The following is a 15,964-nucleotide window of genomic DNA, read 5'->3' on the forward strand; positions in this document are numbered from 1 at the left end:
CCATGGCATTCCTGAAGCGATCACCCTGGATCCTTCATTACGATGCGTCCAGCTGCAACGGGTGCGATATCGAGGTGCTTGCATGCTTAACGCCGCTCTACGACGTGGAGCGGTTCGGCATCATCAACACCGGAAACCCGAAGCACGCGGACATCCTGATGATCACGGGCGGGATCAACGAGTTGAACCGGGCGGTGGTAAAAAACCTCTACGAGCAGATGCCGGAGCCGAAAGTCGTCGTTGCGATAGGCATCTGCGCCGCAACCGGCGGCATTTTCCGGGAGTGCTACAACATCGCGGGAGGTGTCGACAAGGTTATCCCCGTCGACGTCTATGTTCCGGGATGCGCGGCGCGGCCGGAGATGATCATCGACGGTGTCGTGAAGGCGCTCGGGATCCTCGAGGAGAAACGGGCGAAGATGACCGGAAGCGCCCAGGCAAAAGAAGAAACGCGGCATGCGGCAGAGGCAGGTGAGAGCACATGACAGTTAACGCAGAGCAGACTACCATAAGCGTCGCGCCGGAGGACCTCATGCGCGAGGTCGAAGGGCTCCAGGCCGGCGGGTACCGCCTTGTCCAGATCGGGTGCACGGACATCGGCGGGGCCTACGAGGTCAACTACTCGTTCGACAGGGACTACCAGTACAGAAACCTCCGCCTGACACTCGGGCCTGATACTGAGATCCCGAGCATCTCCGGTATCTACTGGGGGGCGTTCGTCTACGAGAACGAGATGCACGACCTCTTCGGGATCCCTGTTGTCGGGATCAACATCGATTTCAAAGGGACGTTCATCAAGACTGCGGAGAAGTATCCGTTCAGCGTCACGAGAAGGGGGGGTGACCAATGCCGGAACGCATAATCGTCCCGTTCGGGCCGCAGCACCCGGTGCTGCCGGAACCGATCCACCTCGACCTCGTCCTCGAGGACGAGACCGTGGTGGAGGCGATCCCCTCCATCGGCTACATCCACCGGGGGCTTGAGCGGCTGATCGAGAAGCGCGAGTTCACGGAGTATGTCTACGTGGCGGAGAGGATCTGCGGGATCTGCAGTTTCATGCACGCACTCTGCTACAGTCAGGGTATCGAGGAGATCATGAAGATCGAAGTCCCCGATCGGGCGCGCTACCTCCGGACGATCTGGTCGGAGACCTCGCGTCTCCACTCCCACCTCCTCTGGCTCGGCCTCTTTGCGGACGGGATGGGCTTTGAGAACCTCTTCATGCGGTCCTGGCGCCTCCGGGAGAGCGTGCTCGACGTGCTCGAGGACACCAGCGGGGGACGGGTCATCCAGGGCACCTGCAAGGTCGGCGGGGTCCGGCGCGACATCGGGGCGGAGAAGCTCGCGGAGATGCACCGCGCGCTCGACCCCTTCGAGGAGCAGTGCCGGGACCTCGGTGACGTCTTCTTGAACGACGAGACGGTGAAGTACCGCCTCCAGGGCCTCGGTGTCGTCGGGAAGGACGACGCCTACGCCCTCGGGGCCGTCGGCCCGACCGTGAGGGCAAGCGGGGTCGCGATCGACCACCGCGAGACCGGCTACGCCGCCTACGGTGACCTCGGCTTCAAACCGGTCGTGGAGACCGCCGGGGACTGCTACGCCCGGTGCGCCGTCCGGGTCAAGGAGGTCTATGCCTCCATCGACCTGATCCGGCGCGCGATCGACCAGATTCCCGAAGGACCCCTCGACGTGAAGGTCAGGGGAACGCCGGACGGCGAGTACTTCTCCCGTGTGGAGCAGCCGCGGGGCGAGGTCATCCACTACCTGCGGGGCAACGGCACCAAACACCTCACCAGGGCCCGGATCAGGACACCGACGCTCGCGAACATCCCGATACTGGTGAAGATGCTCCCGAACGCCCAGCTTGCCGACGTCCCGGTCGTCGTCCTCTCGATCGACCCCTGCATCAGCTGCACGGAGAGGTGAGTTTGGGATGGGAATTTTTCAGATGACAAGAACGGTTCTCCGGAACCTCGCAGGCGGGCCGGACACCCGGCCGTACCCGGCAGTCCCGGCGCGGACGGGGCCCTTCACCCGGGGGCACGTCACCTTCGACCCGGCCACCTGCCGCTCCTGCGGCCTCTGCTCGCGGCGGTGCCCGTGCGAGGCGATCCGCCTCGATAAGGAAGAGAAGGTCTGGGAGATAGACCGCATGCGCTGCATCGCCTGCGGCGACTGCGTCGAGGGCTGCCCGTTCGGGAGCCTCATGATGGAGCCGGAGTACTTCTCGCCGGTGGTGGAGCACGTGGTGGAGCGCTACACCATCACCTACGTGAAGCCCGAGAAGCCCGCGAAGAAACCGGCTGAAGAGAGCACGGGCGCAAAGGAAGAAGGCGCCGACGCCGGTGCGTGAGAACGGGGGCCGGGGCCCGAATCCCCCTGGCACGATCTTTTTTTGGCCACTTTTTATCGAGCAGTGGAAGCGCTAAAAGTGCGATTGTGACCGTCAAAGTGGCTGGAGCCAGGAGAATCCGTTACACTGGATCGTGGAGATTGTGTACCCCGATGTTCGGGTTCCTGTCCTTCAGTCAGTCACAACTCATGCACGGTTTTCTACGGGATATCGCCACGCACTGCCCCCGCCCCTGGAGTGGGGAACGACTGCCGGAACGGCAGGAGTTGGAGCACCGTCAGGTGCAGATTGCGACGGGCCATGGGGCCGGAGCATGAGCATCGCAGGTGCGGAGGAGGAGGCCGGAGGCCGGGCGGGGAACGACTGCCGGAACGGCAGGAGTTTGAGAAGACCGGAGGTCTTCGAATGGGGGTCACAGGTAGAATCTTACGGGGTAGAGACAGGGGAGGGGGCCAGCCCCCTCCCTGTCAGCCCCTCCCCGCGTGGCGATATCCCCACGGTCCAGTGTACCAGACCAGATATGCTCATAGTTTCGGTTGTTTCAGCAGTCTGAATCACGCCTGCTATAAGCCCAGAAGTGAAAAACCGTCTCTTTCCGAAACGGGGGTGCCGACTGCCCCACCCGTTTGGCGCCCCTAACTAAGAGTCCCCAATCAGTCGAACCGCATCACCTTCCAGCTTATCACTTATCTCACTTCCTCACCAGCGGGTGGACCATGTGGATGATGTCGTAGGTGTGGCTCGGGTAGGCCCACGGGATCGCGTCCAGCGTCAGGTCCTCCACCGTCAGGTTGTGCCGGATCACGAGGGCGAAGACGTTGATCACCTCCTCGACGTGGGGCCCGATGAGGTGGGCCCCGAGGACCCTGTGGGAGTCGCCGTCGATCAGGAGTTTGTAGCCGGCATGCTTCTCGCCGGTGCTCCGGTTCGTGAAGCGCGCCGAGAGATCCCCGGCATGGACGATGTAGGATATCCCCCTCTCCTTCGCGGCCTCTTCCGTGAGCCCGACCGACGCGATGGGCGGGGTCGTGAAGGCGGCACTCGGGACGACGGAGTAGTCCGCGGTCCGGGTGTTGCCGTGCAGGATGTTGTCGACGACGATATGGGCGTCCCTCACCGCCACCGGCGTCAGTTGCGGACTCTTCGCATTCGCGTCCCCGGCGACGTAGACCGCCGGATTCGAGACGCTCTGGAGGTATTCGTTGACCGCGATCCCCCGCCGGTCGGTCTCGACCCCTCCGGCCGCAAGGTCAAGGCCCTCTATCGCGGAGACCCGGCCGGCGCCGTGGACGACCATATCGGCATCGAAGGTCTTCTCCTGTCCTTTCTTCCCGGCCCGGACCCGGAGGCCGGCGGCGTTCTTCTCGACCGAGAGAAGGGGCATATCCACCCGGACGTCGATCCCGGCCTCACGCGACGCGAGCACCACCCGGTCGACGATATCGGGGTCGAATCCCGAGAGCACCCGCCCGCTCCGCTGGAGGATCGTCACCGACGAGCCGGCCCGGGCAGCCACATGGGCGAACTCGAACGATATGTAGCCCCCGCCGATGAAGACAATCCGCTCCGGGAGCGCTTCAAGGTAGAAGAAGTCGTCGCTCGGGGTCACCAGGTCTTCCCCCGGGACGCCGAGGGGGCGGGGGTGCGCACCGGCGGCGATCACGACGTACCGGGCCGTGAGGGTATCGTCCCCGATCACGACCCGGTTCGGGCCTATGAAGCGGGCGGACCCATGATAGGTCTCGATCCCCGCCCCCTGGAACCCCTCCTCCTTCCGCCGGGGGATGGGATCCGTGAACGAACGCACGAAGGCGACCAGCCGCGGCCAGTCGATCGAGACATCCCCGGATATCCCGTTCCCCTGCTGATTACTGACGCGGGCAACCGTCTCGGCGGCGCCGGCAAGCGCCTTCTTCGGGACACAACCCCGCAGGGCGCACGTCCCCCCGTAGTCACGTTGATCGGCGATCGCTACCCGCATCCCGGCATCCCTGCAGTGCCAGGCGATGTCGGAACCGGCGACCCCGGTCCCGATAACGACGAGATCATACTCCTGCTCCATAGTGAATCCTTGGTCGCCACAGAGCCCCATAAAGGTTTACCCGGAGAGAGTTGACACAGCACCGACGATTACCCCTTCGAGGGGAGGAGCGGTCAGAAATAGAGCAGGGAAATGATCCCGACGGCGACAATGATGAAGATGACCGTCAGAGCGCCCCCCGCCACGAGATAGTCACGGTTCCGGTAGCCTCCGGGGCCCATCAGCAAGGCATTCACCGGGTGCGTGGGGAGGAGGAAGGAGTTCGAGGTGCAGATCCCGGTGAGGAGCGCCAATCCACGGGGGTCGAGGCCGAGCGAGCCCGCCATCACGAGCACGAGCGGGACCAGGAGAACGGTTGCCGCAATGTTTGACATCACGAGCGAGAACGTGGTCGCGAGGACGGCAACTGCGACGAGGATGAGGAGCGTCGGGTACCCGGCGACCAGGCCGACCAACCGGTCGGCGACGAACTGTGCGGTTCCAGTCGTATCCATGGCGATGCCAAGCGGGAGGAGGCCGGCGATCAGGACAAGCGTCCGCCAGTCGATGGCCCGGTAGACCTCGCCGACCGGGATGACCCGGAGGAGGATCATTGCGATCACCCCTGAAAGGAGGCTCACCGGGATCGATAGGCCCGTGTAGGTGAGGGCGACGGCGGCAGCAAAACAGAGGACGGCGGCCGCTGCTCCACGTTCGCGAACCCCCATCCGCCCCTCGACGGGAGTCACCAGAACGAAGTTCCGGCTCGTGCCGAACGCCCGGAGCCGTTCCCAGCGGCCCAGGACGACCATCGCATCGCCTGCCCGCAGGGGAATGTCGGCAAGGTCCTTCCGCCGCTCTTCTTCTCCGGAGAGGAGGATCAGCACCTCGGCACCGTAGGTGACCCGAAACTCGAGGTAGCGGAGCGTCTTGCCGATGACCGGAGCATACGGCCGGACGATCACCTCTGCAAACCCCACGTTTGGATCGGCCATGACATTTGCGGTGCTCTCCCCGGCCCGGACCCATTCAAGATCGAAATCATCTTTGAACCGTTCGATGTCCCGGTCCTCCCCGAGTATGCTGAGTTCCTGTCCGGCGGCGAACCGGGTATACCGCCACGGCGTGTAGACGATCTCGCCGCCCTCGGCGATGGAGATGAGGTGGAGGGCGTAACCCGATATCATGTGGACATCCTCCCGTGTCTTCCCGACGAGGGGACTTTTAGCAGGGACCCGCAGGTAGGATATCTGGTAGGGCAGGCGCCAGTTCCGGATCAACTCCTCCTGAGGCGTCAGCCTGGTTCCCTCGCGCCGGGGAAGGACCCGGTCCCCGAAGAAGTAGAAGAAGGCGATCCCGATGAGCAGGAGCGGCAGGCCGACGGGGGCGACGGCAAAGAGTTCGAAGGGCACATACCCGCGCTGTCTGAGGAGGTCGTTCAAGATGATGAGGGTGCCCGCCCCGACCATGCTGATAGTCCCCCCGATAGTTGCAGCGTAGCCAACCGGCAGGAGAAGGTGCGATGCCGGGACCCTCGTGAGCGACGAGACCCGCAGGAGCAGGGGGAGGAAGACGGCGGTGGGACGCTCTGCATGAACGCCGAGATCCCGCCGGCGACGAGCGAGACGGCGGCGGTCAGGCGCCGCTCATCACGACCGGCAAGCCCGACTATCGCGCGGGCGATCCGGACGGTCACCCCCGTGCGGTCGAGCCCGCGGCCGAGAACCATCACCGAGAGCATGGCAATCACCGCGCTGCTCGAAAAGCCGGAGAGGGCCTGCACCGGGGTGACGAGGCCGAGCCACGCGAGCGCGAGAGTCACGAGAGCGGCGGCGACGTCAACCCGGACAACGCCGGTGATGAAGAGGACGGCGCCACCGGAGAGCACCAGCAGGGTGAGGAGGACCACGGTCTCCATCAGGCACCCAGGGTGCGGGAAGCAGAAATAGATACGGTCGGGCCCGGATGATCACTCGTACATCGCGCGGGTGACCCAATGCGGCTCAAACTGGCCGCGGTGGAAGACCCGGACCTCGACCTCCGCACCCTTCCGGAAGTCCCGCATCAGGAGGTCGTAGGTCCGCCGGACGTAGCGCAACCCTTCGGCGGCAAAGAGGTCGCGGAGAGCCCGCCGGAACCGGATCGCCTGGTCGATGAAGGCCGCCTCGTAGGCACGGGTCTCCCGGGCGATCCGGGCGCACTCTTCCGCGTCGATCGGGGTATTGTAGCACCCGTGCTCGTTTAAGCCGCCGATCTGCCGCCAGTCGACGGCGCCCGTCTCGTCGGCCTCTCGATGGAGCATGTAGGGATAGATCCGGCAGATGGCAAACCTCTGAGCGTAGATGCTGCACCTGCCGTCGGAGAGGAAGATGCAGGAGCCGTCCGGCTTTGTCCTGAGGGCGTAACCCGATACGTAGAAGTGTCCCTGCTGGTCGCAGGCATCGAAGTCCGGCGCCGGGATGATGGCGTCCGGCGCAAACCTGCGGACACGGTCGGTGTCCTCCTCGAGCAGAAAGACGTGGCCGTTGAACTCGCGGGTGCAACACCGTCCGCAGCAGTCGCAGGAGAACCCGACCTCACGGATGATCTCGATGAACTCCTCTTCCGGGAACCGGAGGAGATTATCGCGTTCTGCTTTGAGGGCAGCAATCTCTTCGTCGAATGTGAACGTAACCGGCAGCCTCCGTCATCGTGCCCGGCACGAATGCCGGGATCGCTATCACAGGTGTTTGAGGGGAGAGGGGATATGCCCTTCGGGCCACGGTAAAAGACTTCGAAAATATTCGTAGGTTACGCAAACCTGATACCCACGCGCGTGCATCATCCTTCATCGGAAGGTGATGACTATGGGGAACTGGAAACCGGCGACGGTAGTCGCCATCGGCTGCCTGGTGATCGCCGCGATCATCGGGACCGCCTTCGCGTCGGAGGACGCGGGGAGAGAAGCCTACGGAGATTTACAGAAGTTTGCATCGAACGAGGAGATAGAAGCGTTCCTGAAAGAACACGCACAGGGAGGGTGGAACGGCAGCGGCTACCCCCGGACCACCGGGGGCGTCATGCCTGAAAGCGATTACGCACCGGCACCGATGGCGACGTCCGCCCCGACCTCCTCAGCCGGCGACTACTCCACGACGAACGTGCAGGTGAAGGGCGTGGACGAGGCCGACTTCCTGAAGAACGACGGGAAGTACATCTACATCATCTCGGGCGAGAGGCTCGTGATCATCGAGGCCTTCCCTCCGGAGGATGCGAAGACCATCTCCGAGACCCGGATCGACGGGAGCCCGAAGGCGCTCTTCCTCGCCGGCGACCGCCTGGTGGTCTTTGCCACGACGACGGATGAGGAGATGACCGCCGTGGAAGGGAGCGTAACGCCGGTCCCGGTCTGGCGGACGGTGACGCATGCCTACGTCTACGACATCAGCGACCGAAAAGACCCGGAGCGGGTCCGCGACGTGACCTTCACCGGGAACTACTATGACGCCCGGATGGTCGGGGACTACGTCTACACCATCACACAGGAGCCCCCGGTCTGGGTGCGGGACAGGATCGCCCTTCCCGAGGTGAGGGGCGGCAGCGGCGAGCCGATCCAGCCCGACGTCTACCGTCCGATAAGTCCCCTGCAGAACTACGTCTTCTACACCGCAGGCGGCTTCTCGGTCCGGAACGACACGGGCGCTCCCGACGCCGAGACCTTCCTCCTCGGCTACGACACCACCCTCTTTGCGTCGCAGGAGAACCTCTACATCGGGTACCGGAACATGGGGCCGGTCTCCAGCGACGTAGTCTTCGAGGCGCCGCCGGACGGCACCGGCACCCGTGACCGGACGATCATCCACCGGTTCGCGATCGAGCGGGGAGCGATCGACTACCGGGCGATGGGCGAGGTCCCCGGGCACCTCTTAAACCAGTTCTCGCTCGACGAGTACGAGGGGAACCTCCGTGTGGCAACGACCGTCGAGGGATGGACGCGGGAAGGGTCGGTCCAGTACAACAACGTCTATGTCCTCGATCCCGCGATGAGGACCATCGGGACACTCGAACATATCGCGCCGGACGAGCGGATCTACGCCGCCCGGTTCGCCGGCGACCGGCTCTACCTGGTGACGTTCAAGCAGATCGACCCCCTCTTCGTCATCGACCTCTCGGACCCGAAGCACCCGGGCATCCTCGGTGAGCTCAAGATCCCGGGCTACTCCGACTACCTCCACCCCATTGGGACCGACCACATCATCGGTGTCGGGAAGGAGACGAGCGAGAACCAGTGGGGCGGCGTCTCGGTCGCGGGCCTCAAGGTTGCCCTCTTCGACGTCTCGGACGTGAACAAACCGGTTCAGGTCGACAGCGTCGTGATCGGGGAGGCCGGGACGGACTCTCTCGCGCTTCGCGATCACAAGGCCTTCCTCTTTATCGAGGAGAAGGGGCTCCTCGTCCTCCCGGTGAGCGAGGTCAAAAGGATCGAGAATCCCTCGTCACGGTATCCGGGCTCATATGCCACCACAACCTGGCAGGGGGCCTACATCTACCGGGTGAGCCCTGAGGAGGGGCTCACTCTCGTGGGCACGGTCGCCCATGCCGAGAGGGACGCCTCCTACGCCTGGAACTCACCCGACGCGGTAGAGCGGTCGCTCTTCATGGACGAGACCCTCTACACGATCTCAAAGAGGAGCGTCATCATGACCGATCTTGCCGACGGCAGCCGGGTGGGCGAGGTCCTCCTCCCCTACCGGTGGGAGGTCTATCCGACCCCGTACCCGGTCTGGTGACCTGGAGGGCGGTGTTCCCTCACCGCCTTGAAGATCTCCATCACGACCACGACGAGAGAGGCGAGGCCGAGCAACGTGAGCCACTCAAGCAGGGAGACCGGCTGCAACTGGAGCACGTCCTGGAGGATGGGCACATAGAGCGCGAGAATGTGGATGCCCTGTGCGGCGACGACACCGGCGATCAGGAAGTAGTTGCGGCTTATCGGGACACGGAAAGCTGAGAGGTACTCCGACCGGCAGTTGAAGACATGGAAGTTCTCAAGGAGGACCATCAGCAGGACGATCAGGTTCCGGGCCGCAAACTCGTCCCACCCGTATGAAAGAAACCAATACCAGGCACCGAGCGCGATGAGAGCGATCACCGTACCGGAGAGAAGCGTCTCCTCCAGCATCAACCGGTTGAAGATCCCCTCCTCCGGCCTCCGTGGCGGCCGGTTCATGACGCCGGGCTCGCCTCCCTCGAACGCCAGCGCTACCCCCTGAATACCGTTCGTCACCAGGTTCAGCCAGAGGAGCTGGACCGCGAGCAGCGGTAACGGCAGACCGATGAGGAGAGCGACCAGAAAGAGGAGCACCTCCGCGAATCCGGTCGAGACCAGGAGATAGACGACCTTCCGGACGTTGTCGTAGGCGTACCGGCCCTCCTCGATCCCGGCGACGATCGAGGCGAAGTCGTCGTCGGTGATGATCAGCGACGCCGTATCCTTGGCGACATCGGTCCCCGAACCCATCGCGACCCCGATGTTCGCGCTCCGGAGCGCCGGCGCGTCGTTGACCCCGTCCCCGGTGACCGCGACGAAGGCCCCGCTCTCTCGGTAGGCCTCAACGATCCGGAGTTTCTGCAGCGGCGTCACCCGGGCGAAGACCCGGGCACCCTGCACCCGGTCGACGAACTCAGAGAATGTCGCGATCTCGCCGTCTCCCAGTTCTGCGCCGGTGATCACCTCGTCGGGAGAGGCCGCGATAGCAAGCTCCCGGGCGATGGCGAGGGCCGTCGCGGGGTGGTCACCCGTCACCATCACCACATCGACCCCGGCGTCACGGCACCGCCGGATGGCATCGGGGACGTCGGGCCGGATCGGATCGATGAACCCGACCAGGCCGAGGAGTTCGAGGGGAGGCAGCTCGGGGTTCTCCGCAGAGACCGGTCCCTCTGCACGGCCACGGGCCACGGCGAGCACCCGGTATCCCCGGGAGGTGAGGCTGTCGAGGTCCTCCTGCACGCGGCCAGGGTCGAGGGGGACATTCCCTTCCTCCCCCGTGGCCATGGTCCGGCAGAACGGGAGGACCGTCTCGACAGCCCCCTTGACCGCCACCATGACTTCTTCACCCTCAGGATACCAGACGGCGGCATACCGCCGTTCGGACTCGAAGGGGATCTCGACAATGGGAGGTGCGCTCTCGCGGATATGAGCCGGATCGAGCCCCAGCTTGTAGGTGAGCGCGAGGAACGCCACGTCGATCGCGTCGCCCCGGTGAGCCCAGTCTCCTTCATCGGTCTGCTCCAGGGCGGCCTCGTTGGTTATCGTCGCAGCCCGGGCCAGACGCTCCAGGCGGCTACGGGCAGCGCCGGCTACCGGGGCGCCGTGGGTATCGAGGACCTCCCCCTCACCCACATACCCGGCGCCCATGACAGAGACCTCCTCACCCGTGGGCAGGACGACCAGACGGGCGGTCTGCTGGTTCACGGTGAGGGTGCCGGTCTTGTCGCTTGCGATCAGTGTACAGCTCCCGAGGCTCTCCACGGCCGCAAGGAACCGGACAATGACGTTCCGCCCCGCCATCCGTGACGTAGCGATCGAGAGCGCGACCGTCAGGGCGACCGGAAGCCCTTCGGGGATCGCCGAGACCGCGAGCGCGACGGCGAGGAAGAAGACCTCAAGGGGAGGGACCCCCTGGCCGAGGACGATGATCGCGAGCAGTCCGGTGGCAGCAAGGACGGCGATGCTGATCTTCCGGGAGAAATCCTCCATGCGGAGGACGAGCGGTGGTTTGCCCGTCTCCGATGCTGTGACCGTCTCGGCGATCTGCCCGATCTCGGTGTGCTGGCCCGTCGCGACCACGACCCCCCTACCGCGGCCGGTCATGACGGTGCTGCCGGCATAAAGCATACCCAGCCGGTCGCCGGGAGGGAGGGCTGCATTCACGGGATCAGGGTTCTTCCTGACCGCGTGGGACTCACCGGTCAGGAGCGATTCGTCGACGGTGAGCGATCGTGCCGTGAGGATGCGGATGTCGGCGGGGACCCGGTCGCCCGATTCCAGGGAAACGCGGTCGCCGGGGACCAGGTCCTCCGCCGGGACCGTCGCCTCGCGGCCGCCCCGCTTCACCCGTGCGTAGATCCTGAGCATCTGCTGGAGGGCCGTTGCGCTCCTCTCCGCCTTCACTTCCTGAAACGTACCAATGACGGCGTTAATCAGGATGACGATGAATATGAAGACCGCATCGGTGAAGTCGGCGAAGAGGATGGAAATGATCCCGGCCGCAAGGAGGACGTAGATGAGCGGGCTCATGAACTGGCGAAGGAAGACCTCAAAGACCGTCGGCGGCCGCTTCTGCGGGAGGGCATTCTCCCCGAAGATCTCCCGTCGCCGGGCGGCCTCGATGTCGGAGAGGCCTTCCGAAGGCGAAGCGAACCGCCCGGCCACATCATCTGTCGGGAGAGCGTGCCACGCCGTCGTCCTCGACTCGTCGGGAGAGATAGAGGGAGCCATCATTGCCGTGTTGTCACGCGTGGCCATAAAAACCATGCATCGATGCCAGCAGAATGAGATCCCCCTGCCTCACCGCAGCCCTTCCCGGGGGATGCCTGCCGGCGCGTGCTCCGGGACCCACCGCCCTTCTGCATGCGCGAGGTACAGGGCGCTGTTGACGAGGCCGATGTGGGTGTAGGCCTGCGGGAAGTTGCCGAGGAACTCCCCGGTCTCGGGGTCGAACTCTTCGGGGAAAAGGCCTACGGTGTTTGCCCGGGCCACGATCCCATCAAAGATCTCCCTCGCTTCCTCCACCCTCCCCGACAGGGCCAGCACGTCCACCAGCCAGCAGGTGCAGAGGCCGAAGGCTCCCTCCCCGCCGGGGAGGCCGTCGTCGGTGAGGTAACGGTAGACGAGGCCGTTCTTCGTCAGGTATTCGAGTGTTGCATCGATCGTCCCCTGCACGCGCTCGTCGTCGAAGGGGAGAAACTCCACGAGTGGGATCCTGAGATTGACCGCATCGAGCGCTTTCGACCCGAACGCCTGCACGAACGAACCCACCTCGGGATCGTATCCCTCGGTGAGCACCCGTTCCCGGATGGTCTCCCGGGCCTTCTTCCACCGGTCCACGTCGCCGGAGAGGCCGTGGTGCTCCGCGAGGTAGATCGCCCGGTCGAGAGCGACCCAGACCATCACCTTCGAGTAGACGAAATGCTGTGGCGGGCCCCGGATCTCCCAGATCCCCTGGTCGGGCTCCTTCCACCTCCTGCAGGCGTAATCGGCGACGGCAGAGAGGAACCGGAGGGCTTCGGGTCCCAGGTTCACGCCCCGGCGAGCGAGCTCGTAGCCGGTTGAGACGAGCTCCCCGAAGATCTCAAGCTGCAACTGGTAGGCGGCGGCGTTCCCTACCCGGACCGGGCGCGAGCCCCGGTAGCCCTCCAGGTGTTCAAGTTCGATCTCCGTGAGATCGGCCGTTGCATCGTGCAACGCAAAAAGCACCTGCGGCTGCCGCGCTCCGGTGTGCGCCTCGGCCGTCCGCTCCATCCACTGAAGGAACTCAATCGCCTCCCGGGGGTGGCCGAGGGAGACCAGGGCCTGGGCCGTCATCGAGGCGTCGCGGACCCACGCGTAGCGGTAATCCCAGTTCCGGACCCCGCCGATCTCCTCGGGAAGGGATGTCGTGGGCGCGGCGGCGATCGCTCCCGTGTCGGCCATGGTCAGGAGTTTCAGGGTCAGTTCGGACCGGGTGACATAGGGGAGCCACTCCCCGGCCCAGCGCGGTGTCTGCGCCAGATCCTCGTAGTGCGCCCAGGTCCGCCAGACCTGGACCGTCCCGGCAAGCGCCGCTTCGGCGCGGGTGGGATCGCAGGTCATGTCCTCAAGACCCCAGCGGGTCTGAAGGAGCCTCCGGTCGCCCTTCCGCATCGTAAACCGGGCGCGAAGGGTGGCATCCCGCCTGCTCGCGTCGCTCTCGTCGCTCTCAAGACCGCAGAGAAACAGCGCCTCGCCGCCGCCGGTGGCAAGCCACCCGCCCGGGACCTCTTCTATCCACGTCTGGATCCGGGCGTAGTCGAACCGCGGCGACCATTCGACCGCCACATCCACGACACCCTCCTCGCACTCGAGGATGCGGATGATCACCGGCGGGGCATGCGACCCGCCGCGGCCGGCGATCTCTCCTGCAAGCGGCATCAGGTCGGTCACGGCAAGTCTCCCGGTGTCCGTTGTGAACCGGGTGATCAGGACGTTGGTGTCTTCGATATACCCCTGCTCGCCGGAACTTGCTCCCACGGCCGAGACTGAGAAGCGCCCGCCGCGGCCGGTATCGAGGATGGCGGCAAAGACGCTCGGGCTGTCGAGGTACGGGAAGCAGCACCAGTCGATCGAGCCGTTCCGTCCGACGAGCGCCGCCGTCCTGAGGTTGCCGATGATTCCGTAGTCTGATATGGGCAGGTAGCCGGCAGGTGCCGGACCTCCCACCGGGCGAGGTTCTCGTGGAGTGCGCATGGGGGGAGACGGGTCACCAACCTATAAAAACCTGAAGGCAGTGACCTGCAACGGCGCAGGTCACGCGTGGATCATCGTCAGCATCATCTTGAACCGCGTAACGGCGTGGACCGCGTGGGGAATCTTTGCCGGCATGATGATCAGGTCGCCCGCCTTCATGGGATACTCCCTGTCCGCGATGGTGACGAGGGTCTCCCCGTCGAGGACCTGGAGGACGGCATCGTAAGGTGCGGTATGCTCCGAGAGGCCTTCACCCGCATCGAAGGCGAAGACCGTGATGGTGCCGGCCTTCGTGTAGACGAGCATCCGGCTGACGATCGAGCCCGGCTGGTAGGCGACGAGGTCACGGGGGTCGATGACCTGTTCGGCGAGGTTTTCTTTTGCTTCAGACATACGAGTCGGTTTCTCCTGTGGTGTATTCTTTTTTGCGGCCGGTGGCAACGAACAGGCATACAGTGATTTAACCCGGAGATAACCAGGAGGTAGAATCTGCTTAATCTGCTTGCCGCTCGAACTTCTGTGAGAAGAATAATATAAAGAGCAAATGAACTGTTAATTATTGGAGGTGACATGATTGACAAAGGTACGGTTAACCATCCTGATCTGGGAAGAAGAAGGGGCGTATGTCTCCAGGTGCCAGGAACTTGAGGTCGCCAGTTGCGGCGATACGCCGGAGGAAGCTCTGGACAACATCCGTGAAGCGATCGAACTCTACCTTGAGAATGCAAAAGAACTCGGGATATTGCAGGATCTTGAGCCGATACTGAAATCACCCCGTAAGTTCACCTCGGTCATCGAGGTTGAGGCATGACAAAACTGCCTCTGATCTCTTCCGACGACGTCATAAAGAAACCGAAGGCAGCCGGATTCGACTACGCCCCCCATCGAGGAAAGGGAAGTCATGTAGCCCTCTATAAGATCGGGGAGACGGAAACAAGCTGCTTGTTATCGTTCCCCGACGCGACCCTATCCCGCGAGGGACACTCCTCTCAATCCTGAAGCAGGCCCACCTTACGAAAGAGGAGTTTCTTGATCTGTGAAGACCCATGAGCGCCGGGTCGTTCTCAAACGTCGAATCTATACTATCCGATATGGTAAGCCGGAAACCAGCGGAGAGGGGGCCTAGATCCCCACATTTTTTTCGCCCGGCGGCCCAAATAGTACGAGACCACCCGTGTACTATCATCTCATCCTGACCGACAACTGCAACCTCTGCTGCACCTACTGCCGGGGGAAGGCGTTCACCGTCGACCCCCCGGAGACGTGCGACATCGCCGTCGACGAAGATCTCCCGGTCGACCTCGATATCGACCTTGCCGATCTCTACCGGTTCCTTGCAAAGGACCCCGATGCCGTGCTGACCTTCTACGGCGGGGAACCTCTCCTCGCCGTCGAGCGCGTCCGCGAGATCGCCCGCGATGCCCCGGTCTCGGCCCTGATCCTCCACACGAACGGGACCCTCCTCGACCGCCTCGAGCCCGCGACCGCAAACCGGTTCGACACCATCCTGGTCTCGATCGACGGCCCCGAGGGGCTCACCGACGCTCACCGCGGGGAGGGGACGTTTGGTCGGATCACGAGAAACCTGCGGGTTCTCGCGGCAGGCGGATTTGCCGGCGAGGTGATCGCCCGGATGACCGTGACCGAGGATACCGATATCGTGGAAGCCGTCCGCTACCTCACGGCAAACGACCGTTTCCCGTTCCCGGCCGTCCACTGGCAGATGGACGCGAACTTCTGGAACGACTACCACCTGCGGGACTACGCCGCATGGGTGAAGGAGAGTTATAACCCCGGCATCCGGTCGCTCGTCGCGTTCTGGGTCGAGACGATGCGCACAGAGGGCCGGGTGCTCCGGTGGTACCCCTTCATGGACCCGGTGCAGGACATGCTGCTATCCCGGCCGAGCATGCTCCGGTGCGGGTGCGGCCACGCGAACTACAGCATCATGACCGACGGGCATATCGCCCCCTGCCCCATCATGGTCGGGATGAAGGACTATTATGTCGGACATATTGCGACCGCCGATCCCCTCCACCTCCCGGTGACGACCGTCGGAGGTCCCTGCACGGCATGCGGCATCCTCGACTTCTGCGGCGGCCGGTGCCTCTACTCGAACATC

Annotated in this window: 15 protein-coding genes; 8 read left to right on the plus strand and 7 right to left on the minus strand. The window is 64.1% G+C overall.

Annotated features, from left to right (window positions below):
* Positions 1–2: 2 nt before the first annotated feature.
* Genes BRA49_RS02130 through BRA49_RS02145 form a run of 4 tightly spaced genes read left to right on the plus strand, consistent with a single transcriptional unit; the run spans position 3 to position 2,353 of the window.
* On the plus strand, positions 3–485 hold the full coding sequence (locus BRA49_RS02130) for an NADH-quinone oxidoreductase subunit B family protein (RefSeq protein WP_292383725.1): 483 nt from the start codon (positions 3–5) through the stop codon (positions 483–485).
* Positions 482–862, plus strand: coding sequence for an NADH-quinone oxidoreductase subunit C (locus BRA49_RS02135; RefSeq protein ID WP_292383037.1), 381 nt, complete (start codon positions 482–484; stop codon positions 860–862). Before BRA49_RS02130 ends, BRA49_RS02135 begins: the two co-directional genes overlap by 4 nt.
* On the plus strand, positions 847–1,926 hold the full coding sequence (locus tag BRA49_RS02140) for a nickel-dependent hydrogenase large subunit (RefSeq protein WP_292383044.1): 1,080 nt from the start codon (positions 847–849) through the stop codon (positions 1,924–1,926). The genes BRA49_RS02135 and BRA49_RS02140 overlap by 16 nt, the downstream gene beginning before the upstream one ends.
* 22 nt (positions 1,927–1,948) lie before the next feature.
* A complete protein-coding gene (locus tag BRA49_RS02145) occupies positions 1,949–2,353 on the plus strand; it encodes a 4Fe-4S dicluster domain-containing protein (protein WP_292383046.1) in 405 nt (134 codons plus the stop codon).
* 691 nt (positions 2,354–3,044) lie between these two features.
* Here the strand turns inward: BRA49_RS02145 and BRA49_RS02150 are convergent.
* The 4 genes from BRA49_RS02150 to BRA49_RS02165 all read right to left on the minus strand — a co-directional run bounded on the left by BRA49_RS02150 (position 3,045) and on the right by BRA49_RS02165 (position 6,885).
* On the minus strand, positions 3,045–4,415 hold the full coding sequence (locus BRA49_RS02150; RefSeq protein ID WP_292383047.1) for a dihydrolipoyl dehydrogenase family protein: 1,371 nt from the start codon (positions 4,413–4,415) through the stop codon (positions 3,045–3,047).
* A 92-nt stretch (positions 4,416–4,507) separates the two neighbouring features.
* Positions 4,508–5,929 (minus strand): SLC13 family permease, encoded by a 1,422-nt coding sequence (locus BRA49_RS02155; protein WP_292383727.1) that lies wholly within the window; start codon positions 5,927–5,929, stop codon positions 4,508–4,510.
* Positions 5,812–6,291: an SLC13 family permease gene (locus tag BRA49_RS02160; RefSeq protein ID WP_292383049.1), complete on the minus strand. Its 480-nt coding sequence runs from the start codon at positions 6,289–6,291 to the stop codon at positions 5,812–5,814. The genes BRA49_RS02155 and BRA49_RS02160 overlap by 118 nt, the downstream gene beginning before the upstream one ends.
* 51 nt (positions 6,292–6,342) lie before the next feature.
* The gene (locus tag BRA49_RS02165; RefSeq protein WP_348531923.1) at positions 6,343–6,885 is read right to left on the minus strand and encodes a YkgJ family cysteine cluster protein; all 543 of its coding nucleotides are present in this window, start codon (positions 6,883–6,885) and stop codon (positions 6,343–6,345) included.
* Here BRA49_RS02165 and BRA49_RS13535 point away from each other — a divergent pair.
* Together BRA49_RS13535 and BRA49_RS02170 are read left to right on the plus strand one after the other, a co-directional pair.
* Positions 6,793–7,140, plus strand: a complete 348-nt coding sequence (locus tag BRA49_RS13535) for a hypothetical protein (protein ID WP_349680895.1) — start codon at positions 6,793–6,795, stop codon at positions 7,138–7,140. The genes BRA49_RS02165 and BRA49_RS13535 overlap by 93 nt on opposite strands.
* Positions 7,141–7,219: 79 nt before the next feature.
* Entirely contained in the window at positions 7,220–9,142 is a 1,923-nt protein-coding gene (locus BRA49_RS02170) for a beta-propeller domain-containing protein (protein ID WP_292383051.1), read from the plus strand.
* Here the strand turns inward: BRA49_RS02170 and BRA49_RS02175 are convergent.
* The 3 genes from BRA49_RS02175 to BRA49_RS02185 form a co-directional block, all read right to left on the minus strand.
* Positions 9,115–11,859: a cation-translocating P-type ATPase gene (locus BRA49_RS02175; RefSeq protein WP_292383053.1), complete on the minus strand. Its 2,745-nt coding sequence runs from the start codon at positions 11,857–11,859 to the stop codon at positions 9,115–9,117. The genes BRA49_RS02170 and BRA49_RS02175 overlap by 28 nt on opposite strands.
* A gap of 66 nt (positions 11,860–11,925) precedes the next feature.
* Entirely contained in the window at positions 11,926–13,842 is a 1,917-nt protein-coding gene (locus BRA49_RS02180) for a glycoside hydrolase family 15 protein (protein WP_292383055.1), read from the minus strand.
* 60 nt (positions 13,843–13,902) lie between these two features.
* Positions 13,903–14,235, minus strand: a complete 333-nt coding sequence (locus BRA49_RS02185; RefSeq protein ID WP_292383056.1) for a cupin domain-containing protein — start codon at positions 14,233–14,235, stop codon at positions 13,903–13,905.
* Between the two features lie 181 nt (positions 14,236–14,416).
* Here BRA49_RS02185 and BRA49_RS02190 point away from each other — a divergent pair, with 181 nt between their 5' ends.
* Entirely contained in the window at positions 14,417–14,653 is a 237-nt protein-coding gene (locus BRA49_RS02190; protein WP_292383059.1) for a type II toxin-antitoxin system HicB family antitoxin, read from the plus strand.
* 363 nt (positions 14,654–15,016) lie between these two features.
* A partial coding sequence (locus BRA49_RS02195; protein WP_292383061.1) for a radical SAM/SPASM domain-containing protein occupies positions 15,017–15,964 on the plus strand: 948 nt, incomplete at its 3' end.

It is taken from the genome of Methanoculleus sp. UBA430 (assembly GCF_002506585.1).
GTDB lineage: Archaea > Halobacteriota > Methanomicrobia > Methanomicrobiales > Methanoculleaceae > Methanoculleus.